The 21409-nt window shown below is 70.0% G+C and carries 21 protein-coding genes; 18 read left to right on the top strand and 3 right to left on the bottom strand.

All coding sequences use genetic code 11. From position 1 onward, the window contains the following. Positions 1-361: 361 nt before the first annotated feature. From C6376_RS44655 to C6376_RS00795, 9 genes are all read left to right on the top strand, one after another. Positions 362-745 carry an SAV_915 family protein gene (locus C6376_RS44655; RefSeq protein ID WP_254075799.1) on the top strand — a complete coding sequence of 128 codons (384 nt, stop codon included), beginning with the start codon at positions 362-364 and terminating at the stop codon, positions 743-745. Next, positions 745-1047 carry a DUF6317 family protein gene (locus C6376_RS00830; RefSeq protein ID WP_107441633.1) on the top strand — a complete coding sequence of 101 codons (303 nt, stop codon included), beginning with the start codon at positions 745-747 and terminating at the stop codon, positions 1045-1047. Before C6376_RS44655 ends, C6376_RS00830 begins: the two co-directional genes overlap by 1 nt. Continuing rightward, the gene (locus C6376_RS00825; RefSeq protein ID WP_107441632.1) at positions 1047-2321 is read left to right on the top strand and encodes a WXG100 family type VII secretion target; all 1275 of its coding nucleotides are present in this window, start codon (positions 1047-1049) and stop codon (positions 2319-2321) included. Before C6376_RS00830 ends, C6376_RS00825 begins: the two co-directional genes overlap by 1 nt. Continuing rightward, positions 2299-2832, top strand: coding sequence for a hypothetical protein (locus C6376_RS00820; protein ID WP_107441631.1), 534 nt, complete (start codon positions 2299-2301; stop codon positions 2830-2832). The genes C6376_RS00825 and C6376_RS00820 overlap by 23 nt, the downstream gene beginning before the upstream one ends. Before the next feature lie 174 nt (positions 2833-3006). Further along, entirely contained in the window at positions 3007-3438 is a 432-nt protein-coding gene (locus C6376_RS00815; RefSeq protein WP_254075798.1) for a hypothetical protein, read from the top strand. Further along, a complete protein-coding gene (locus C6376_RS43655) occupies positions 3438-5147 on the top strand; it encodes a WXG100 family type VII secretion target (protein WP_159083133.1) in 1710 nt (569 codons plus the stop codon). Before C6376_RS00815 ends, C6376_RS43655 begins: the two co-directional genes overlap by 1 nt. 202 nt (positions 5148-5349) lie before the next feature. Beyond that, a complete protein-coding gene (locus C6376_RS00805; RefSeq protein ID WP_254075797.1) occupies positions 5350-6468 on the top strand; it encodes a S8 family serine peptidase in 1119 nt (372 codons plus the stop codon). An 87-nt stretch (positions 6469-6555) separates the two neighbouring features. Then, positions 6556-6894, top strand: a complete 339-nt coding sequence (locus tag C6376_RS00800) for a WXG100 family type VII secretion target (RefSeq protein ID WP_057579479.1) — start codon at positions 6556-6558, stop codon at positions 6892-6894. An 85-nt stretch (positions 6895-6979) separates the two neighbouring features. Continuing rightward, a complete protein-coding gene (locus tag C6376_RS00795; RefSeq protein ID WP_107441627.1) occupies positions 6980-7282 on the top strand; it encodes a WXG100 family type VII secretion target in 303 nt (100 codons plus the stop codon). A gap of 101 nt (positions 7283-7383) precedes the next feature. Here C6376_RS00795 and C6376_RS00790 read toward each other — a convergent pair whose 3' ends face one another. Further along, a complete protein-coding gene (locus C6376_RS00790; RefSeq protein ID WP_107441626.1) occupies positions 7384-7662 on the bottom strand; it encodes a GntR family transcriptional regulator in 279 nt (92 codons plus the stop codon). A gap of 167 nt (positions 7663-7829) precedes the next feature. Between C6376_RS00790 and C6376_RS00785 the strand changes: the two genes are divergently transcribed. The 3 genes from C6376_RS00785 to C6376_RS44925 all read left to right on the top strand — a co-directional run bounded on the left by C6376_RS00785 (position 7830) and on the right by C6376_RS44925 (position 9118). Then, positions 7830-8213: a hypothetical protein gene (locus tag C6376_RS00785; RefSeq protein WP_107441625.1), complete on the top strand. Its 384-nt coding sequence runs from the start codon at positions 7830-7832 to the stop codon at positions 8211-8213. 56 nt (positions 8214-8269) lie between these two features. Continuing rightward, on the top strand, positions 8270-8428 hold the full coding sequence (locus C6376_RS00780) for a hypothetical protein (RefSeq protein WP_173985539.1): 159 nt from the start codon (positions 8270-8272) through the stop codon (positions 8426-8428). Between the two features lie 489 nt (positions 8429-8917). Beyond that, positions 8918-9118 (top strand): hypothetical protein, encoded by a 201-nt coding sequence (locus tag C6376_RS44925; RefSeq protein ID WP_107441623.1) that lies wholly within the window; start codon positions 8918-8920, stop codon positions 9116-9118. A 56-nt stretch (positions 9119-9174) separates the two neighbouring features. Here C6376_RS44925 and eccCa read toward each other — a convergent pair whose 3' ends face one another. Beyond that, positions 9175-13179, bottom strand: coding sequence for a type VII secretion protein EccCa (gene eccCa, locus C6376_RS00765; protein WP_107441622.1), 4005 nt, complete (start codon positions 13177-13179; stop codon positions 9175-9177). A gap of 220 nt (positions 13180-13399) precedes the next feature. Between eccCa and eccD the strand changes: the two genes are divergently transcribed. After that, on the top strand, positions 13400-14911 hold the full coding sequence (eccD, locus tag C6376_RS00760) for a type VII secretion integral membrane protein EccD (protein WP_173985553.1): 1512 nt from the start codon (positions 13400-13402) through the stop codon (positions 14909-14911). Between the two features lie 186 nt (positions 14912-15097). Here the strand turns inward: eccD and C6376_RS00755 are convergent, their stop codons facing one another. Beyond that, positions 15098-15412: a DUF397 domain-containing protein gene (locus C6376_RS00755; RefSeq protein ID WP_107441621.1), complete on the bottom strand. Its 315-nt coding sequence runs from the start codon at positions 15410-15412 to the stop codon at positions 15098-15100. Between the two features lie 370 nt (positions 15413-15782). Between C6376_RS00755 and rpsO the strand changes: the two genes are divergently transcribed. The 5 genes from rpsO to C6376_RS00730 all read left to right on the top strand — a co-directional run bounded on the left by rpsO (position 15783) and on the right by C6376_RS00730 (position 21340). Then, positions 15783-16070 (top strand): 30S ribosomal protein S15, encoded by a 288-nt coding sequence (gene rpsO / locus C6376_RS00750; RefSeq protein ID WP_015657483.1) that lies wholly within the window; start codon positions 15783-15785, stop codon positions 16068-16070. A 407-nt stretch (positions 16071-16477) separates the two neighbouring features. Then, entirely contained in the window at positions 16478-18697 is a 2220-nt protein-coding gene (locus C6376_RS00745; RefSeq protein ID WP_107441620.1) for a polyribonucleotide nucleotidyltransferase, read from the top strand. Next, positions 18694-20073, top strand: a complete 1380-nt coding sequence (locus C6376_RS00740) for a pitrilysin family protein (protein WP_107441619.1) — start codon at positions 18694-18696, stop codon at positions 20071-20073. Before C6376_RS00745 ends, C6376_RS00740 begins: the two co-directional genes overlap by 4 nt. Before the next feature lie 46 nt (positions 20074-20119). Then, entirely contained in the window at positions 20120-20872 is a 753-nt protein-coding gene (gene dapB, locus C6376_RS00735) for a 4-hydroxy-tetrahydrodipicolinate reductase (RefSeq protein ID WP_107441618.1), read from the top strand. A 12-nt stretch (positions 20873-20884) separates the two neighbouring features. Continuing rightward, entirely contained in the window at positions 20885-21340 is a 456-nt protein-coding gene (locus C6376_RS00730; protein WP_107441617.1) for a hypothetical protein, read from the top strand. Positions 21341-21409 lie beyond the last annotated feature (69 nt).

Below are 21409 nucleotides of genomic sequence, written 5' to 3'. Positions count from 1 at the left end.
GCCGCGGCTAAACACCCGTATGCGTTCCGCATGCTCCGCCCCCGCCAACCTGAAATAGCCGGACTTGCCCGAAAGCGGCCTGGCTACGGTGGTGCCGCCACAGCATCCGCAGGTCCATGGGGAACAGGAGACGGCGGTGGGCACACCCATGCGTTCACGCCTCCACGATTACATCGAGGCAGAGCCGCCCGCAGCACCGCCCGCAGGGGCGGACCCGGCAGTTCCGCAGTCGCCGGAGTCGGGGTCGCGGCCAGAGCGCGGTAGATCGCGCCTCCTCGAATACGTCGAGGCAGCGCCCCCTGGAGCAACCCGGTCCGCACCCCCAGGCTCCAAGCCCGGCGTCCCCGCCTACCACACCCCCGTGTTCGTGCCGGCCCATCCCCGGTACGCCGACGTCACGGACGTGGACGGCCGTCCGGCCCGGGTGCCTTTCATCGCGTACGAACTCTTCGAGCACCCGGCGGCCGGAACCGGAACCGGAACCGGAACCGGAACCGGAACCGGAACCGAAGACACGACAGTGACCGGGACCGGGACCGGAACCGTGGCGTTCGCCTTCACCACCCGAGACCGGCTCGTCGCCGCGCTCGGCGAGGCCCAGCCGTGGGTCGCCACATCGATCGGCCCCCTGGCCGAGGCCGTCGGCGCGTACGAAGCGACGGTCCTCCTCGACCCGCGGGTCGCCCCCGGCCACCACAACTGGCAGCCGGACGATCTGGCCGCCTACACGCGGGAGTTGTACTGATGCCGCCCGACTTCAAGGCCGTCCTCGGCGACCTCACCGCGATGTCCACGACCTTCCACGACGAGGCCGTCAACTACCGCAAGCTGCACGCCGACGTCGCCCCGCCGCTCGTCAGCGGCGGCGACGCCGGGCTGGACCACGCCCTCAAGGAGGTCGCCGACCTCATCGTCGCCCTGCACATCGGCTTCGCCGACCGCCTCGACGACCACGGCGACAAGGTGACGTACGCCCGCGACTCGTTCCGACGACACGACATCGACGTGCACGGACTCTTCGAGGACCTGATGGCGGAGGACGGCTGATGGCGGACAGCTGGGTCGGCGGCGACATCGGCGGACTGCGCACGATGGCCGAGACGTACAAGAACGCCAAGGACAAGCTCGACGACGTCATCACCCCCGTCAGCCGCGCCGTCGAGGCGCTCGTCGGCGACGCCGCCTGGAAGGGCGAGGCGGCCGAGACCTTCCGCGCCACCTGGAGCGAGGACGCGCTGACAGCCGGGGCGTTCGCCACGCTCGTGCACAGCGCGGGCGACATCCTCGACACACTTGTGGGCGCGCTCTCGGCCTGCGAGACGGCGCTGCAGAACGCTGAGCACGTCGCCACGGGCAAGGGCGTCCCCATGGGGGAGATGGGCGTCCCGCTGGAGATGCTCACCGCGAGTCCGCCCAGCGCCGACGACCAGAAGACGATCGCCGCCCTCGTCGAGTACGGCAAGGTCCGCAACGAGATCCTGCACACCGCCCAGCATGCCCGCCTCGTCGCCGCGGACGGCCTGCGTGGCCTCTACGCGCAGGTGACGGCGCCGGTCTCGACCGGCGACAAGATCACCATCGCGGACGCCCTGCGCGGCCTCTACGCCTACGACGCCGAGGACGCTCGGGCAGGCGGCAAAAAGGCCCGCACCTTGATCGACGACGCCAAGGCCGAGGAACGGGCCGCCAAGAAGGAACTGCGCACGGAACGCAAGGCCTTCCAGAAGGCCGGCCGCGCGCTGCCCGACGATCTTCCCGCCAAGGGCGCCTACCGGGACGCGGTGACACAGGTCGACTCGCTGGAGGACGCCATCGCCCGTGCCGACCACGGGAGCACCGCCCTGCCGTACGACCGGGCCCTCAACGTCAAGCTGGCCGACGCGGCTGACGCCCTGCGCCTCGGCGAAGGCGTCGCCAAACTTCCCGAGTTCCTCAGGGAGATCCCGGTGCTGGACGTCGCGGCGGCCGCCGCCTGCGGCCTGGTGGAGGCCAAGGACGACCATGACAAGGGCTGGTCCTGGCAGCACTCCGTGGTCGTCGACGGCGGTGCCGCGCTCGGCGGTGTGGCCATTGGAGCGGGCATAGTGGCCGCCCTGCCCGTCGAGGGGGCGGTCGCGGTGGCCGGCGTCGGGGTGGTGGCCGCGATCGGGGCGACCAGCCTCCTTGATCACACTTTCCACGAGCACTGGAGTGAGGACATCCACGACCACGGAGTGGTGGGTGGGGTACTGACCGGCTCGGGTCATGTCCTGACGGAGACCAAGGACGACGGCGTACGCATGGCGAAGGACATCTGGCATGGCGTCAAAAGCATCTTCTGAGCCGACCGAGCAGGCCGGGACCCCTGTGCTCGACATCCCCTCCCTGCCCAAGCTCGGGAGGACCTGGTACAGGCGCGGCCCGCTCTACTGGCTCAGCCGCGCCCGTACGACGGTCTTCCTGCTGTCGGTGATGGCCCTGGTCTGCTTCATGGCCCTCAGCCTCTACCAGGGGTTCCGCAGCGAGATGCCGGCCACCGCACGCACCGTCTGCGACGGCGTCCAGGTGGCCGCCTCCGTGGCGGCCCTGGTCTGGGGCTGGGTCCAGCAGCGCCGCGGACACCGCGAAGGCCTCCGGAACCCGCCCACCCCCGAGCAGACCCGTCAGGCCAAACTGGACCACAACAGGCGCGCCCCCGGCCGGGCCGCCGCCGGTCGCGGCCTGGCGATCCTCGCGGCACCTGTCATGCCGGTCTTCGCCGCGTACCTGGTCGGCTGGCTGACCGCCTGGCTGACCGTCCGTGAGTACCCGAGTGAGGTCGGTGCCCGGCGCTGGATGGCACGGAGGGTGTGACGGTTCTGCGAAGAACAGGTGGTGTGCGCAACGAGCGGTAGCAGGGTTGTTGCATATGGCAGTTGGGACTGTCAGAGGAGGTCGTTAGAGTGGTCGTGTTGCGGTCATGAACACGTGAGAGGCGCGGAGTGAGCTGCTCAGGACGAGCAGCGGAAAACGGGGAGATGGGCTGTCGTGATTCCTGCGGACACAAGTGGGGGCGCCGACATGCGGCGCGGCTACATGGCGCTCTCGACGTTCAAGAAGCGGGTGGACGACCTGCTCACGGCCTTCGAGAAATCTGCGGGCGGTTCCGCCAAGGTCGCGGGACACAGCCTGTCGGCGGCCACGTTCGGAGCGGGTGAGTTCCCGGAGGCAAAGACCCTCCACCTGCAGTACGAGCGCGTCCACGAGCGCATCACCGCGCTCTCCAAGTCACTCGGCCTCCAACTGGAAGCCATGCAGATCGCCGTGCACGGCGTGGACGTCACCTTCGACAACCTGGAAGACGAGTTGCGGTACCGCTTCCATGCGATCCGGGCCGAGGTCAACCAGGATCGCGACGCGATGATGCACGAGCAGATCAAGCGTGACAACAACGCCGACCACACGGACGCGGGGTACTGATGAGCGGCGACAAGAAGCCGGACCACTACCAGGCGGAACGCCAGGACGCGACCCAGCAGAACACCGGCGTGGACGACGCCGTGAACAAGGCTGTGAACATCAGCCCCGGCATGCTCAGCAGTCCCGGCGGATTCGGCAACACCAGCTTCGAGGGCTACGAGCTCAACGCCATGATCGACATCGTCGAGGGGGCGAGCCCGGAGACGCTGGAGAGCGCGGCCACGGCCCTCGTCGACGCGCGGGACGCCATCAACGACGCCGCCGACGAGCTGAGCCGCAACCTGGGCAACGTCGACTGGGAGGGCGAGGCGCACACCGCGTTCTACACGTGGGGTATGAACCTGACCACCACGGCTCTGGAACTGGCGAGTTACACCGACGACGTGGGCACCCAGGTCCTGGCGGCAAGCTCCGGTCTCGCGTCCGTACGCAAGTCGATGCCCCCGCGTGACAGCCGCATCGTCCCCAAGAAGGTCGAGGACATCCCGACGCCCCAGCAGGTCGAGGGCAACGCCGAGTACACGGCGGCGGTCAAGGCCGAGAAGGACCGCCAGGAGGCCATCAACCAGATGTACCGACTGGCGTCGTTCTACACGGTGTCGAGCGGCATGATGGAGATGGCCAAGGAGCCGGTCTTCCCGGAGATGCCGGATGTGGGCGTGCCGGCACCGCCTCCCGAGGACGGCCTCAACGTGGGCGAGCCGATCGCGGGGTCGCGCGGGACCGCGATCAACTCGGGCTCAACTTCCCACCATGTTATGAATTCAACTGCGACGAGACCAGGCACACACGACTTGCCGGCGTCTCACACGAGCCCGGACGAGACCGTAGGGCTGCCCGAACGGCATGTGGGCACGGAGATCGACAGCGTCGGTACCTTGCCGCCTCAGGACACTACGAGGCCGGCGACGGTCGCCCCACCCTCGACGACAGTTCCCAATGCGACTCCCGGAGGACCCCCTTCTTCCTTCGCCCCCGTCGGCGTACCTCCCACTTTCCGAGGCGCCGCCGGGCGTGTCTCACCGATCACCGGGGCGTCGGCAAACAGGTTTTCCGCCTCGCAGGGACGTGTCGCAGGTACCCCGGGCGGTACTGCGGCTGGGCGTACGGGAATCGGCCCCGTGGGGCCGACGGGCCGTGCTGATGCAGCAGGGAAGACTGGCGGCCGTACTGCTGGTCCCATGGAGCGGGGCGTGGTCGGCGGAGCGCCGAAGCCCGCAGGTCAGCCCATGGGGCGTACTGCCAGTGGCCCACGTGGTCCTGTCACCGGGGCGGGTGCCATGAACCCTGGGCGTCCTGGTGGCGCTGGGCGCTTCGGTGCCGGACGTGTCGGCAATGGCGTTGTTGGCGGGAGGCCTGTCACCGCGGGACCCGCTGGCTCCAAGACTTCCAAGTTGTCGCGCGGCACGGTCGTCGGTAGCGAAGGCACACTCACGCCGCGCGACGCGGGTGAACGGCCCGGACAGCGTGGGGTCGTTGGGGCACCCCGTTCAACGGCGGGGCCGGCAGCAGGACAGGCGGCTCGCCGTTCTGGCGGTAGCCCTGGCGGTGTGGTCGGTACGCCTCAAGGACGAGTTTCCGGCGGCAGGAATGGCGGAAACCCTTCCAGTGGCCCGGGCGCGGGGCGTGGTTCTGCCCGCAAGCAGGGTTCAGGTGAGACACGTTCGCGCCGTGACGAGCGGCGCGATGACGCGTCGTCGACCGACTGACCGCACAAGAGCGAGGACAGGCAAGGGCATGGTGGCACTGAGCAGCCGACGCGGCGGGCAGAGCGCGTCTTTCGCAGCACGAAACGGCAGACGGGTCTCCGCCGTCTGTTCAGCGCTCGGTGCCTTCGCCGTGTTCTCAGCAGGCTTGGTCCCGAGCGCGTCGGCTGCCGATGTCCAGTCTCAGCAGTGGTACTTGACTGCGATGAAGGCCGACGAGATGTGGAAGTCGAGCACCGGCAAAGGCGTCAAGGTCGCCGTGATCGATTCGGGGGTCAATCCGCACACGGCTTCACTCAAGGGGCAAGTGCTCGCAGGCGAGGTGCCGAACGCTGTCGCCTATAAGGCAACTGAGGATTACAACGGCCACGGCACAAGTATGGCGGAACTAATCGCCGGGACTGGTGCCGGCGGCGGTCTGAAGGGCCTCGCGCCAGGGGCAAAAATCGTTCCATATCGAATCGCCACAACTCAACTGACAGAAAAGGAGGAAGCGGGCAAAGCTCCTCAGGTGGCGGCAGCGATCCGGGCGGCTGCAGACAGCGACGCCAAGATCATTAGTATGTCGTTCGGCGGTGGCATCGACTATCCCGATAGGAGAGCGGCCGTCAAGTACGCCCAGTCGAAGGGCAAACTGATGTTTGCCAGCACTGGTAATGACGCGCAGACGAAGAACGCAATCGGATTTCCAGCGGCCTATCCCTATGTGGTTGGCGTCGCTGCTTCGGACAAAAACGGAACTGTAGGTAAGTTCTCCGAGTTCGGAAACTACGTCGATCTTGCCTCTCCAGGGCTGGACGTACCCACGTGGTGCGACAACAAGTTCCGCTCCTACTGCCCCAGCCAGGGCACCAGCCAAGCCACAGCCATCGCCTCCGCCTCCGCCGCCCTCATCTGGTCCGCCCACCCCAAGTGGACGGCCAACCAGGTCCTCGCCAGTCTGATCGATACCGCCGGGCGTGACTGGGCGAAGGATGACCCGAGTACGTACCTCGGCTACGGCCTGATCCGCCCTCGCAAGGTGTTGGAGAACCCCAACTTCAACCCCGGACCGGCCGGCACCGACCCCCTGGCCAAGGAAAACGTCACCGGCGTCACGGACGCGGCGGGCAACGCGCCCTCCGCCAAGGCTTCCGCGTCAGCCTCGCCGCAGCCCTCGAAGGGCACGACGGACGATCAGGCCCCCGCAGCGGCAACCGCCGACGCTTCCGACAACACCACGATGTGGATCGCACTCGGAGCCGCAGCAGCGGTTCTGGTGATCGGAGGCGGCGCCTTCGCCCTGATCCGCTCACGGCGAGGTGCCGGATCGACGCACGCATGACGAAGACCGGTCACACACGACGGTTCGGACACACAGACCACCGCGCAGTCAGCAGCGAATCGAAGCTCACAAAGAAGGAGTGTCGCAATGGTCGACCGCAAGCTCAATGACGGCGATGTACACAAGCTCCAGAAGGAAGTCATCGACCGGTACGACAACATCCGGAGCTCCCTCGCGAAGCTGCAGGGCACGATCGACATGATCGAGAAGGCATGGACGGGCCAGGGCGCCAACGCGTTCAACGCCAAGCAGACGGAGATCAACACCCACATGGTGGGGATCGGCAAGATGCTCGAGGACTTCCTCGAGGGCATCCACATGACCAAGACCGACAAGCAGAACCTGGAAGACCAGATCACGGCCGACCTGACCAAGATCTCGGTCGACGATCTCGGTGGAAAGACCTCGGCGCTCAGCAGCTACTGACGAGCCCGAGCCACGGATCGCGCTGAACCACACTGTTGCCCGGACTGACGATTCCGGCTGACATCCGCAAAGAAACGAGGGAAACATGTCCGGAGCCCATTACGAGGAACTTGCCGTCACCTACGGCACCATGGACGCGCTCGCCACCGAGCTCGGCGACCAGGCCAAGAAGCTCGAGGACGACCTCGAGGCGCTTCGGCAGGCCGTGCTCAACGTGTCGGCCGGCTGGGGCGGCGAGGCGTTCCAGGCGTTCCAGGGCAAGAGCGAAGAGTGGAACAAGCACGCACGGGGCATCCACACGGCCCTGATGCAGATCTCGCACAAGGTCCACGGCGCCGGCGGTGACTACCGCGGCGGCGACCTGAAGGGCGCCAGCTACTTCATGTAAGCGCGGGCACGTACGTCACGACACAGGGTGGGCACGCACGGGAGGTGCCCACCCTGTGCTGTGCCGCAACATCCGCAACCGCCGCCTTCGAAGCTGCCCCGTCAGCCGTCGCTGTTGTCCTCCTCGGACGCGCCGGCGGGCATGGCGACGACGAACACGCCCTTGCCCTGGACGCCTTGAACGGTGCCCTCGGCCTGCAGTACCTCGATGGCGGACTTGATGGTTCGGCGGCTGACCGCTCCGCCCGTCTCCTGCTCCAGCTCGTGGTGAGAAGGGATGCGGCGGCCAACCGGAATCTCGCCGCGTCGGATGCGCTCCCGCAGAGCGGAAGCAAGCTGCACGTACATCGGGACGATGCTCTCCCGGTCGATTTCTATCACACCTTAGAGCGTAAAAGGCCAGCTCAGGACAGCATAGGGCGACCTATTACGTGCAAAGACGTACTAGGACGTACCAAGTTGCCGTACAGTCGATGTCAGGAGAAGACCCCCGCGACGGTAGGCGCCGTCCGGGGGCATGGCCGCCAACCCAACGGAGGTTGATGACAATGAGCATTATCCACGCGCTGTTGCGCTGGATCCTGGGCGTGTTCGCGCCTGGCACCGGCAGGCGGAGGGCGGGCGCACTCTCCGCCGTACCGGCCGCCCGCGTCGCGCAGAAGCCCGACGCAGGGGCCGTACGGCGACTCCCCGCAGCCCGTTCCCCCTACGGGCTCCCCGAGCGCCTCGACGGAGCCGACACCGTCCCGGTTCGCCCATACGTGCTCGCGGCCGAGCGAGTTCATCACGGCGGGGAACAGGTACGGGAACAGGTGCCGGAACAGCAGCGGACGCGGCAGACGCCGACCCGGCGTCGGGTGGCCCTGGTCCTCGCGGCGGACTTCGGAATCGACCTCGACCGGCGTGTCATCGGCACGGAGCGGGCGGCGTGACGGGGCCGGCGGAGAGGGCACCCCGCCCGCCCGTGCGGATGTGTGTGCGCTGCGAGGTGACCACGGAGACGCCGGTCGTGGTCGGAGTCGTCCACCAGAACTCGGGGCCGGGCTTCGTCGTCTACGCGTGCCAGGCGTGCGCCGCGCACTACCCGCCGCAGCCGGAGATTCTCACGGTCCTGACCCCGCCAGGCCGAGCCGGGAGTGTGCAGTGAGCCGACGCTTGGCCGAACGGCCGTGGGAGACCCGGGAGTTGTCGCCGGAATGCGCCCTGGCGCATGTGCCCGGCTACGAGGACGTACACCTCTCGTGCCGCCGCCTGCGGGACATCCCGCTCCCGCACGGCGGGGGCCTGCTACTGGTTCACCGTTGCCCCTGCCCCTGCCACCGCCCACGGACGAAGGCAGCGCAGACGGGCGTCGACGCCCAGGCTCAGGCAGCGCCAGACGTCCGACGCTGAACGCGCCCACTCCATGACCTGGATCGGTCCGGCAGGTCGGCCCGATCCAGGCCCTCCCCGAAATGGCGTCGGTGTCGATGTGAGAGCGCAGTAGGTGGTCGGCGGTGCGACACCGCTGGAGCGGTATGCCATGGCCGGCTCGTTGTTTCTCAGTGCCACGGGTTGTGGAGGGGACGGTGATGACGACGGACTTCCGGACGACTACAAGGTCGTTGCGGGGACGCAACTCTGTGGTGGTAGGGCCGTGTCCGCCGACGCGTCCCGGGCGCTGAAGGTGATCACGGGGTCGTCGCGGTTCGAGGCGTCGGCAGAGAAGTACACCGTCACGCAGGCCGCGACGGACCTCGTCTACGCGTTCCCCGGCCGCACTGTGAGGAAGGACGTCTGCCTGCGCTGCGAGAAGAATGGCGGGCTCCCCGAGCGCCCCGTGCTGGATCCCGCGTAGCCGCCGGGGGGCGCGTAGCCGCGGGGGAAGCCGCTTCTGTGCCTCACGCCCCCGGCTCACCCCGCCCCCGGCTCACCCCCCGCTCGCTCCGTCCCTTCCAACCCGTCCGCCACCAACCCCACCTGAACCAACGGCTTCCCCCGCCGCCGGGAGACGAAGATGCCCCGGCCCGCGGGCATCGGACGGGGCCGCACGCCGCCCAGGAGGTCGCCCTCGCCGGGGTCGCCCGCCAGGACCACGCCCTGTGCCCCGAGTTCCTTGACGCGCTGCATGAACGCCTCGTAGGAGGCACGCCCCGCGCCCGCCGTCGACCGCGCGATGATGAACCGTACGCCCACGTCCCGGGCGAACGGCAGCAGTTCGGTCAGTCCCGCCAGCGGATTGCCGCTCGACGTGGCGACGAGGTCGTAGTCGTCGACGACGACGAAGACCGTCGGCCCCCGCCACCAGCTGCGGTCCCGGAGCTGCTGCGCCGTCACGTCGGCCGTCGGCGTCCGGCGCTTCATGAGGTCGGCGAGCGCGGCCATGTGGTGGTCCATCGCGTTGGACATCGGGATGTACTCGGCGAGATGCGACGCCGGCGTCACGTCCAGCAGGGAACGCCGGTTGTCGACCACGAACAGCTTGCACTCGTCGCCCGAATACCGCTGCGTGAGCTGCTTGATCAGCAGCCGCAGCAGATTCGACTTGCCGGACTCGCTCTCGCCGAGGACGAGGAAGAACGGATCCTGCTCGAAGTCGACGAAGACCGGCTCGAGACGGTCCTCGTCGAGACCGAAGGCGACCCCGCGGCGCGGGAAGCGGTCGCCCGGCGGCAGCGACTCGGCCGGGAACTCCCGCGGCAGCAGCCGTACTTCCGGGGCGGGCGCGGCCTGCCAGTGCCGGGAGACCTCCGCGGCCAGTGCCTGCGTGGCGTCGGAGAGCTCGGTGTCCGAGGCGAGGCCGTCGATCCGCGGCACCGCGGCCATGAAGTGCAGCTTCTGGGGCGACTGCCCCCGGCCGGGAACGCCCGACGGGACGTTCGCGGCGAGCTTCCGGTCGATCTCGGAGTCCATCGTGTCGCCGAGCCGGAGCTCCAGCCGGTTCATCAGATGGTCCTTGAGGGCGGCCCTGACCTCCATCGACCGCGACGCCGTCAGCACCAGGTGGATGCCGTAGCCGAGGCCGCGCGCCGCGATCTCGTGGATGATCTGGTCCATCGCCTCGTAGTCCGCGCGGAAGTTGCCCCATCCGTCGATGACCAGGAAGACGTCTCCCCACGGCTGGTCCGTGACCGAGATCTCGCCCCGGGCCCGCCTGGACCGGAAGTCGGCGATCGAGGGGATTCCCGACGCGCGGAAGTACTCCTCGCGGCGGGTCAGGATGCCGTACACCTCGGCCACCGTGCGCCGCACCCGCTCGGGGTCCAGCCGGGACGCGACCCCGCCCACATGCGGCAGGCCGGCCACCGAGGCCATCCCGCCGCCGCCGAAGTCGAGGCCGTAGAACTGCACTTCGTGCGGCGTGTGGGTGAGGGCGAACGCCGAGATCAGCGTGCGCAGCAGCGTCGACTTGCCGGACTGCGGACCGCCGACGATCTGCATATGGCCGGCCGCGCCGGAGAAGTCGACCCAGAGCGAGTCCCGGCGCTGCTCGAACGGCTTGTCCACCAGGCCGACCGGTACGACCAACCGTCCCGCGCCCTCGTAGCCGGGCTGGGTGAGCCCGCGGCCCTCCACCGCCGTGAGGCCCGGCAGCAGCGCGTCCAGCGACGGCGGGCTGTCCAGCGGCGGCAGCCACACCTGGTGCGCCGCCGGACCCTGCGCCTCCAGCCGGCGCACGATCACATCGAGCACGGTGTCGGCCAGCGCGTCGTCGACCTCCGCGTCGCCGGCCGGGCGGGCCTGCGGCACGGCCGCGTACCGCACCGGAACCTCGGACGAGGTGAAGAGCACCGGCCGCCGGTCCAGGGGCAGCGGGCCGCCCCCCGGCGCCGTCCGCTGGCCGCCCGAGCGGTAGACGCCGGACACGTACGCCGCCTTGAACCGCACCATCTCGTCGGTCCCGAACTTCAGGAAGCCCGAACCCGGCACGTTGGGCAGCGAGTACGCGTCGGGCACGCCCAGCGCCGCCCGCGACTCCGCGGCGGAGAACGTGCGCAGACCGACGCGGTACGACAGATACGTCTCCAGTCCGCGCAGCCGCCCTTCCTCCAGGCGCTGCGAGGCCAGCAGCAGATGCACCCCGAGCGAGCGCCCGATCCGGCCGATCTGGACGAACATCTCGATGAAGTCCGGCTTGGCGGTGAGCAGTTCGCTGAACTCGTCGATCACCAGCACCAGCGAGGGGATCGGCTGCAGGGCGGCGCCCGCGGCCCGTGCCTTCTCGTAGTCGTGGATGTTGGCGTAGTTGCCCGCGTTGCGCAGCAGCTCCTGACGGCGGTTGAGCTCGCCCCGGATGGAGTCGCCCATCCGGTCGACCAGCGTCAGATCGTCCGCCAGGTTGGTGATCACGGCCGCGACGTGCGGCATCTGCGCCATTCCCGCGAACGTGGCGCCGCCTTTGAAGTCGGCGAGGACGAAGTTCAATGTCTCCGACGAGTGCGTCACCGCCAGCCCCAGCACCAGCGTGCGCAGCAGCTCGGACTTGCCGGAGCCGGTGGCGCCCACGCACAGACCGTGCGGGCCCATGCCCTCCTGCGCCGCCTCCTTCAGGTCCAGCATCACCGGACGACCGTCCTCGCCCACCCCGATCGGCACCCGCAGCCGCTCGGCCAGCGAACGCGGCCGCCAGGTGCGCTGGGTGTCCACCGACGCGGCGTCGCCGAGGCTCAGCAGCTCGGTGAACTCCAGGTTGGCCAGCAGCGGTTCGTCGTCGTCGCCGCCGGAGGCCATCCTCAGCGGCGCGAGCTGCCGGGCGAGCGCCTCCGCGGACTCCGGCGACAGCACGTCGGGCGTCCCCTCGTAGACGGCCCCGTGCCCCGACTCCAGCCGCAGCGCCCCGGGCTGTACGACGATGTCGAGCTCGCCGCCCGTTCCCGTCAGCTCGCCGGGGACGATCTCGAGGACCGTCACGCCCTGCAGTCCCTCGGAGTTGGCCAGGACCGAGTCCTGCGGGAGCGACACACCGTCCAGGATCACGACCACGTGCGGCTCGTCGACCAGCGGAGTCGCGTTCGGGTGGAAGCGCGGCCGCCCGGTCAGCCGGGAGCCGAGGAGGCTCTCCAGCTCACGGGTGCTCGAGCCGATCAGCCGACGGCTGCCCGCCCCGTCCACGGCGGCGGGGGTCTGGACGTGCGGCAGCCACTTCGCCCACTCCCAGTGAGGCAGTTCGTCCCGGCCCGCCGCGACCACGAGCACCAGGTCCTCGGACGAGTGCAGCGCGGCCAGCGAACCGGCCAGGGCCCGGGTGCAGGAACGGACCGACTCCGGCTCGCCGCTGACCGTCACGTGGTAGAAGGCACGCAGGGAGACCGCCATCGGCAGGTCGTCCAGACTGTCGTGCACGGCGAGGAAACGCTGCAGCGCGCCCGCCGTCAACGGCTCCAGCTGCTCCACCGGACCGGTCTCCGGGGCGACCAGCGGGGTGGCCAGGGCCTGGGCGCCGAGGCCCACCCGGACCTGCCCGAAGTCCTCGTCCCCGGGCCGCCGTTCCCACACCCTGCTGCCCTCGGCGACCAGGGCCCACAGCTGCTCGGGGGAGGGATGCAGGTAGTACTGCGCGTCACGCTGGGCCCGCGCGGTGTCGAGCGCGGTACGCCGGGTCTGCGCCAGGTAGCTGAGGTAGTCCCGGCGCAGATCCGCCAACTGCCCCTGGGAACCGCGCCGGAAACGCACCACCATCGCGATCGACATGGCCACCGTCGAAGCGATCATGACCATGCCCATGATGCGCATGAACGGCTGCCCGCTCGTGAAGAAGAAGACCACCGAGCCACCCATGCCGAGCGTCGGCAGCAGTTGCATCAGCACGCTCTCCTGATGCCCCCGAGGCAGCTCGGGCGGAGGCTGCAGGACGACCTCGCCCATGGGCACCTCGGACGGCAGCGCCCTGGGCGGACGCTTCACGACGATGTGGCTCACTGCTCACCAATCCCCTTGCGAGGCCCCCGGGAAGTACCGTCCGCCACCCCGTGTCAGGCGGACGCAGGCCGCCGCGTGATCCTACTGACTGCTGGTACCACCGCGGGGCGGTAGGGTGCCGGATGTTCGCGTGAGCACACCGCGGGCCGTGCGACCGCACGAACCTGCGCGGGACCTTCACACGGCCGACGCGAGACCATCACTGAGGGGGAGCAGCAGGTTGAGCATCACGACCTCCGCGGCAGCCACCGGAGAGGGACGCGGCGCCGCAGCCGCGCCCGCGGCGGGGACGGGGCTCGGCTTCTGCCGGGTCACCATCGTCGCCCCCGACAGCCGGATCGACGTGGCGCTGCCCGACGACATCCCGGTCGCCGACCTCTACCCGGAGATCCTCCGGCTCGCCCGGCAGAGCCCCGCCGAGGGCGCGCCGGTCGGCTACACCCTCGTCCGCCGGGACGGCTCGGTCCTCGACAGCTCGCGTTCGTTCGCCGCCCAGCACATCCTCGACGGCGAACTCCTCACGCTGCGCCCGTTCTCCGAGTCGCTGCCGCCCGCCGTCTTCGACGACGTGTCCGAGGCGGTCGCCTCGGCCGTCACACGCGAGCACACCCTGTGGAGCGGCGAACTGACCCGCACCGCGGGCCTCGTCGGCGGAAGCGTGCTGCCGGCCCTGCTCGCCTTCGTGGCCTGGACCGGCGACCCGCACCACGACATGCACGGTCTGCCCGGCGTCCTCGCCGCCGTCGTCGGCGTGCTGCTGGTCGCCCTCGCCGGCGTCCGGGCCCGCGTCTACGACGACCGCGGCTCCGCGATCGCCCTGGGCCTCGGCGCCCTGCCCAACGTGGCGGTGGCGGGCTCCGGACTCCTCGCGCTCGCCGACGGCCAGGGCATCGGCAAGCTGCAGTTCCTGCTGGCGTGCGCGGCGGTTCTGCTGGCGTCGGTGCTGCTCACCCTGTGCTCACCCCGCGGCGACGGCCCGTTCGTCGCGTTCGTGGTCGCGTCGGGCGCCGGCCTCGCGGCGGTGTTCGCGGCGATGCTCGCGCACTGGAGCCCGGCCGAGACCGCCGCCCTGTGCGCCCCCGTCGGCGTGGGCGCCCTGGCGTTCCTGCCCGGCCTGTCCATGCGTTTCGCCCGCCTGCCGATCGGCTTCGACGCCCCGGACTCCGCCTCGCGCCGCGCCTACGGCGCCGATCCCGCACCCCGGGAACCGGTCGACGCCGAGCGGATCGCCGCGCAGGCCCGCCGCGGTCACGAACTCCTGGTCGGCCTGGTCGGCGGCTGCGCGGCGATCACGGTCGGCGCCTGCGCGGTCCTCGGGTTCTCGGACGGCGTCTGGGCCCAGCTGCTCGCGCTGGCCACCGGCACCGCCCTGCTGATGCGCGCCCACCTCTTCCGCTACACCGCGCAGGTCGCCCCGGTGCTGGCCGCGGGCCTCGGCTCGCTCGTCCTGCTCGGACTCGGCCTGGCGCTCAACCCGCCCCACCCGGTGATCCGCGCCGCCCTCACCGGCGACCGCGCCGACCTGGACATCCGCACGGTCTGGCTGGTCGCCGCCGTCGCGGCGGCCGCCGCGATCGTCACCTCGATCGGCCTGATCACCTCGCGGGGCGGCCTCACCCCGTTCTGGGGCCGCTTCATGGAGATCGCCGAGGGCTTCGTCCTGCTGACGCTGGTGCCGCTGGCCCTGGCCGTCTTCGACGTGTACTCGGCGGTCCGCTCGATGACCGGCTGACCCCGTGCGGCGGGCGTCATGGGGTCACGGGGCACTCGCACAGATGAGCGCCCGACAGCAGCGCCCCTCGACACCCGGTCCCCGACGCCCGGACGACTCCGGGCGCCCACCCTCCCGGCGCGGTCCGCGCCGACGGTCGGCGACGAGCGGGTCGCCGCCGTACGGCGGATGCGGAAGCGGCTCGACCTATTCCGTCACCTCGGCGGTCTCCGTCGCCGTCCCGCCGTCGTGCGGCGTCGGCTCCAGGTCGAACTCGCCGTCCCGGGCGCCCAGCACGAAGGCGCGCCACTCCGCCTCGGTGTAGCGCAGCACCGTCTCCGGGTCGAGCGAGGACCGCATCGCCACGGCCCCCTCGGGCAGACAGGCGATCTCGACGCGCTCCTCGTGCTCCTCCGTGCCCGGCGCGCTCTGCCACTCGACGCCGGAGATGTCGAGCGCGTACAGCTCGTCCCGCTCCCGCTCCTTGCGCGCTTTGACTGCCATGTCCTCGGCATCGGCCATGTCGGCTCCGACCCCTTCCTCTGAGTTCGCGCTGCCCCAACGAGCTGCAGCGCCACCCTACTTGCCAGCGTTCCCCCAGCTCAGAGGTTCTTCCGTTACGTTCCGGCCGGCCGGCGTCGCCCGTACACTGCCCCGGCCCACCCGAGCGCGGCCCGGCCGTCCGCCGCGATATCCGGGCAGGTCGGGCGCACCGGCCTGATACCCTGGCTCTCGGCCGTTTGTGTACGCACCCCCGGAAGCACCCTCAGACAGCCCCTGAAGGTTCTGGAGGTCGCGCCCAGCGGATCCCCGCCTCCCGAGTAACGGAAGCTCCCCCGAGACCAAGACCGGGGGCACTCGGTGGCCACTGAAAAGACTACGAGGAGTACGCGTGCCGCTCGACGCCGCTACGAAGAAGCAGATCATCAGCGAGTTCGGTCAGAAGGAGGGCGACACCGGCTCCCCCGAGGTCCAGGTCGCCATGCTGTCCCGCCGGATCTCGGACCTGACCGAGCACCTCAAGACGCACAAGCACGACCACCACTCCCGTCGTGGTCTGCTGATCCTGGTCGGCCAGCGTCGCCGCCTGCTGCAGTACCTCGCCAAGAAGGACATCCAGCGCTTCCGTGCGCTGGTCGACCGCCTCGGCATCCGCCGCGGTGCGGCGGGCGCCAAGTAGGTCGCCGTGAGGGGAGCGGTTCCCGGAGACGGGACCGCTCCCTTTGCTGTACACGTCGATGCGCGCCACCTCGGTACGCGTCGGCACGCACCACGACAGGGCCCGTCGTACGCCCGACCGTGGAGCGCAAACGTGCGGAGTGTCACCGACGCTTTGTAGTGTGGTAGCACAACGCCATACGTACGACACAGCGTGATGACGTGTACTCGCTGCGGGTAGACGTCACCACGCACACGAACGAGGAGAAGCGCGCCTAGCCGCCGCCGGTCCTCGGTAGTGGCCCCCGGGCGAGAGAACCCCGGGTGCTTCGATCGAAGACCGGCCCGCACCGAGCGTTTCTCCGCCACCGTCCCCCTGCCACACGGGCAGCGAGGGACGAAAGACGACAAGTAACGGAGAAAATGCTAGTGGAGAACGAGACCCACTACGCCGAGGCCGTGATCGACAACGGCACCTTCGGCACCCGCACCATCCGCTTCGAGACGGGCCGCCTGGCCAAGCAGGCCGCCGGCTCCGCCGTGGCGTACCTGGACGACGACACCATGGTGCTGTCGGCCACCACCGCCTCCAAGAACCCCAAGGACCAGCTCGACTTCTTCCCCCTCACGGTGGACGTCGAGGAGCGGATGTACGCCGCCGGCAAGATCCCCGGCAGCTTCTTCCGCCGTGAGGGCCGCCCCTCCGAGGACGCCATCCTCACCTGCCGCCTGATCGACCGCCCGCTGCGCCCGTCCTTCCGCAAGGGCCTGCGCAACGAGATCCAGGTCGTCGCCACCATCATGGCGCTCAACCCCGACCACCTGTACGACGTCGTGGCGATCAACGCCGCCTCCGCGTCCACCCAGCTGGCCGGCCTGCCCTTCTCCGGCCCGATCGGCGGCGTCCGCGTCGCGCTGATCAACGGCCAGTGGGTCGCGTTCCCGACGCACACCGAGCTCGAGGACGCCGTCTTCGACATGGTGGTCGCCGGTCGCGTCCTGGAGGACGGCGACGTCGCCATCATGATGGTCGAGGCCGAGGCCACCGAGAAGACCATCCAGCTCGTCGCGGGCGGCGCCGAGGCGCCGACCGAGGAGGTCGTCGCCGCCGGTCTGGACGCCGCGAAGCCCTTCATCAAGGTGCTCTGCAAGGCCCAGGCCGACCTCGCCGCCAAGGCCGCGAAGCCGACCGGCGACTTCCCGGTCTTCCTCGACTACCAGGACGACATCCTGGAGGCCCTGTCCGCCGCCGTCCGCCCGGAGCTCGCCTCCGCGCTGACCATCGCCGGCAAGCAGGACCGCGAGGCCGAGCTCGACCGCGTCAAGGCGCTCGCCGCCGAGAAGCTCCTCCCGGAGTTCGAGGGCCGCGAGAAGGAGATCTCCGCCGCGTACCGCTCGCTCACCAAGCAGCTGGTCCGCGAGCGCGTGATCAAGGAGAAGACCCGCATCGACGGCCGCGGCGTCACGGACATCCGTACGCTCGCCGCCGAGGTCGAGGCCATCCCGCGCGTGCACGGCTCGGCGCTGTTCGAGCGTGGCGAGACCCAGATCCTGGGCGTCACCACCCTGAACATGCTCCGCATGGAGCAGCAGCTGGACACCCTCTCCCCGGTGACCCGCAAGCGCTACATGCACAACTACAACTTCCCGCCGTACTCCGTAGGCGAGACCGGCCGCGTGGGCTCCCCCAAGCGCCGCGAGATCGGCCACGGCGCCCTCGCCGAGCGCGCCATCGTGCCGGTGCTGCCGACGCGCGAGGAGTTCCCCTACGCGATCCGTCAGGTGTCCGAGGCCCTCGGCTCCAACGGCTCGACGTCCATGGGCTCGGTCTGCGCCTCCACCATGTCCCTGCTGAACGCCGGTGTGCCGCTGAAGGCCCCCGTCGCCGGCATCGCCATGGGCCTGATCTCCCAGGAGATCAACGGCGAGACGCACTACGTCGCCCTCACCGACATCCTCGGTGCGGAGGACGCCTTCGGCGACATGGACTTCAAGGTCGCCGGCACCAAGGAGTTCGTCACCGCCCTCCAGCTCGACACCAAGCTGGACGGCATCCCGGCCTCCGTCCTGGCCGCGGCCCTCAAGCAGGCCCGCGACGCCCGCCTCCACATCCTCGACGTGATGATGGAAGCGATCGACACGCCGGACGAGATGTCCCCCAACGCCCCGCGGATCATCACCGTCAAGATCCCCGTGGACAAGATCGGTGAGGTCATCGGCCCGAAGGGCAAGATGATCAACCAGATCCAGGAGGACACCGGCGCCGAGATCACGATCGAGGACGACGGCACCATCTACATCGGTGCCCAGGTCGGCTCGCAGGCCGAGGCCGCCCGCGCCACGATCAACGGCATCGCCAACCCGACCATGCCGGAGGTCGGCGAGCGCTACCTGGGTACGGTCGTCAAGACCACCACCTTCGGTGCGTTCGTGTCGCTGCTCCCGGGCAAGGACGGTCTGCTGCACATCTCGCAGATCCGCAAGCTCGCCGGCGGCAAGCGCGTGGAGAACGTCGAGGACGTGCTCGGTGTGGGCTCCAAGGTCCAGGTCGAGATCGCCGAGATCGACTCCCGCGGCAAGCTCTCCCTGATCCCCGTGATCGAGGGCGAGGAAGCTGCCGAGGACGCGAAGGACGACTCCGACAAGTGACGTCGAGCAGCTCCCAGGCGACGGCCCGCACCTCTTCGGAGGCGCGGGCCGTCGCCCGTACCCAAACCCTGATCAAGGGCACGGCCGGCATCGGCGTCGTCCGCAAGACCACCCTGCCGGGCGGCCTGCGCATCGTCACCGAGACCCTCCCCTCGGTCCGCTCCGCCACGTTCGGCATCTGGGCGCACGTGGGCTCCCGTGACGAGACGCCCTCCCTGAACGGCGCCACGCACTACCTGGAGCACCTCCTCTTCAAGGGGACGACCCGCAGGTCCGCGCTCGACATCTCCTCCGCGATAGACGCGGTGGGCGGCGAGATGAACGCGTTCACGGCGAAGGAGTACACGTGCTACTACGCGCGCGTGCTCGACACCGACCTGCCGCTCGCCATCGACGTCGTCTGCGACATGCTGACCGGCTCCCTCATCCGTGAGGAGGACGTCAACGTCGAGCGCGGCGCGATCCTCGAAGAGATCGCCATGACCGAGGACGACCCCGGCGACTGCGTGCACGACCTGTTCGCGCAGACGATGTTCGGGGACAACCCCCTCGGCCGGCCGGTCCTCGGCACCGTCGACACCGTCAACGCCCTCACCGCCGACCGCATCCGCCGCTTCTACCGGAAGCACTACGACCCGACCCATCTCGTGGTCGCCGCGGCCGGCAACATCGACCACAACAAGGTCGTCCGCCAGGTCCGCGCGGCCTTCGAGAAGGCGGGCGCCCTCAGGAACACCGACGCGGCGCCCATCGCCCCGCGTGACGGCCGGCGCGCCATCCGCGCCTCGGGCCGGGTCGAGCTGATCGGCCGCCGGACCGAACAGGCGCACGTCGTGCTCGGCATGCCCGGTCTCGCCCGCACGGACGACCGGCGCTGGGCGCTCGGCGTGCTGAACACGGCCCTCGGCGGCGGCATGTCCTCCCGTCTCTTCCAGGAGGTCCGCGAGAAGCGCGGCCTGGCCTACAGCGTGTACTCGTACACCTCGGGCTTCGCCGACTGCGGGCTCTTCGGCGTCTACGCGGGCTGCCGCCCGAGCCAGGTGCACGACGTGCTGAAGATCTGCCGGGACGAACTCGACCAGGTCGCCGAGCACGGGCTGTCCGACGAGGAGATCGTCCGCGCCATCGGCCAGCTCCGCGGCTCCACGGTCCTCGGCCTGGAGGACACCGGCGCGCTCATGAACCGCATCGGCAAGAGCGAGCTGTGCTGGGGCGACCAGATGTCCGTCGACGACATGCTGGCCCGGATAGCGGCCGTCACCCCGGACGAGGTCCGCGCCGTGGCCCGCGACGTCCTGGGACGGCGCCCGTCGCTGTCGGTCATCGGCCCGCTCAAGGACAAGCAGGCCGCGCGGCTGCACGACGCGGTCGCCTGACACCCCCCGTCAGGCCTTCGGCAACTTCGGTAAGGAAGCACAAGAGATGAGCAAGCTGCGCGTGGCGGTCCTCGGCGCCAAGGGCCGGATCGGCTCCGAGGCGGTACGGGCGGTCGAGGCCGCCGAGGACATGGAGCTGGTGGCCGCCCTCGGCCGCGGCGACGACCTGGAGACGCTGGCGCAGACCGGCGCCCAGGTCGCGGTCGAACTGACCACCCCCGCCTCGGTCATGGACAACCTCGACTTCTGCGTACGACACGGCATCCACGCCGTGGTCGGCACCACCGGCTGGACGGACGAACGCCTCGCGCGGCTGAACGGCCGACTGGCCGCGTCCCCCGCCACGGGCGTGCTCATCGCACCCAACTTCTCCATCGGGGCCGTCCTCACCATGAAGTTCGCGCAGATCGCCGCGCCGTACTTCGAGTCCGTCGAGGTCGTCGAGCTGCACCACCCCAACAAGGTGGACGCACCCTCCGGCACCGCCACCCGTACCGCCCAGCTCATTGCCGAGGCCCGCCGCGCCGCCGGCGTCGCCCCGGCGCCGGACGCCACCGAGACGGGCCTGGACGGGGCGCGTGGCGCGAACGTGGACGGGATCCCCGTCCATGCCGTCCGGCTGCGCGGCCTGCTCGCCCACCAGGAGGTCCTGCTGGGCGGCGAGGGTGAGACCCTGACCGTCCGCCACGACTCGCTGCACCACAGCAGCTTCATGCCTGGCATCCTGCTGGGGGTTCGCCGCGTGGTGTCGACGCCCGGCCTCACCTTCGGCCTGGAACACTTCCTCGACCTGAACTGAGCCTCTGACGTCATGCGCGCGAAGATCTCCTACGCCCTCACGGCCGCCGTCCTGGTCTTCTACTTCGTCCTGGTCGGCAGCCGCGGCGTCATGCTCATCCAGTCCGGCACGCTGCTGACCGTCACCTTCGGTGTGGCGGTGCTGATCCTCCCGGTCATCGGCGTCTGGTTCCTGTGGAAGAACACCCAGTTCGTCCGCCGGGCCAACGCGCTCGCCGCCGAGCTCGACGCCGAGGGCGGTCTGCCCGTCGACGAGCTGAAGCGGACCCCGAGCGGCCGGGTCGACCGCGACTCGGCGGACGAGGTGTTCGCCGTGCGCAAGGCCGAGACCGAGGCGGCGCCCCAGGACTGGCGCACCTGGTTCCGTCTCGCCGTCGCCTACCACGACGCCCGGGACACCCCACGGGCCCGCAAGGCCATGCAGCGAGCGATCAGCCTGCACGACGGCAAGCCCGTCGAGGCTGCCTGACCTCACGGATCCCCGAGCGTCCCGCCCGCACCCGGCCACGCGAAACGGGGCCGGCCCACCCTCGCGGCG

Source organism: Streptomyces sp. P3 (genome assembly GCF_003032475.1).
Classification (GTDB): Bacteria; Actinomycetota; Actinomycetes; order Streptomycetales; family Streptomycetaceae; genus Streptomyces.
Note: the sequence above shows the minus strand (reverse complement) of the source record. Positions and strands in the feature narration are given on the sequence as shown.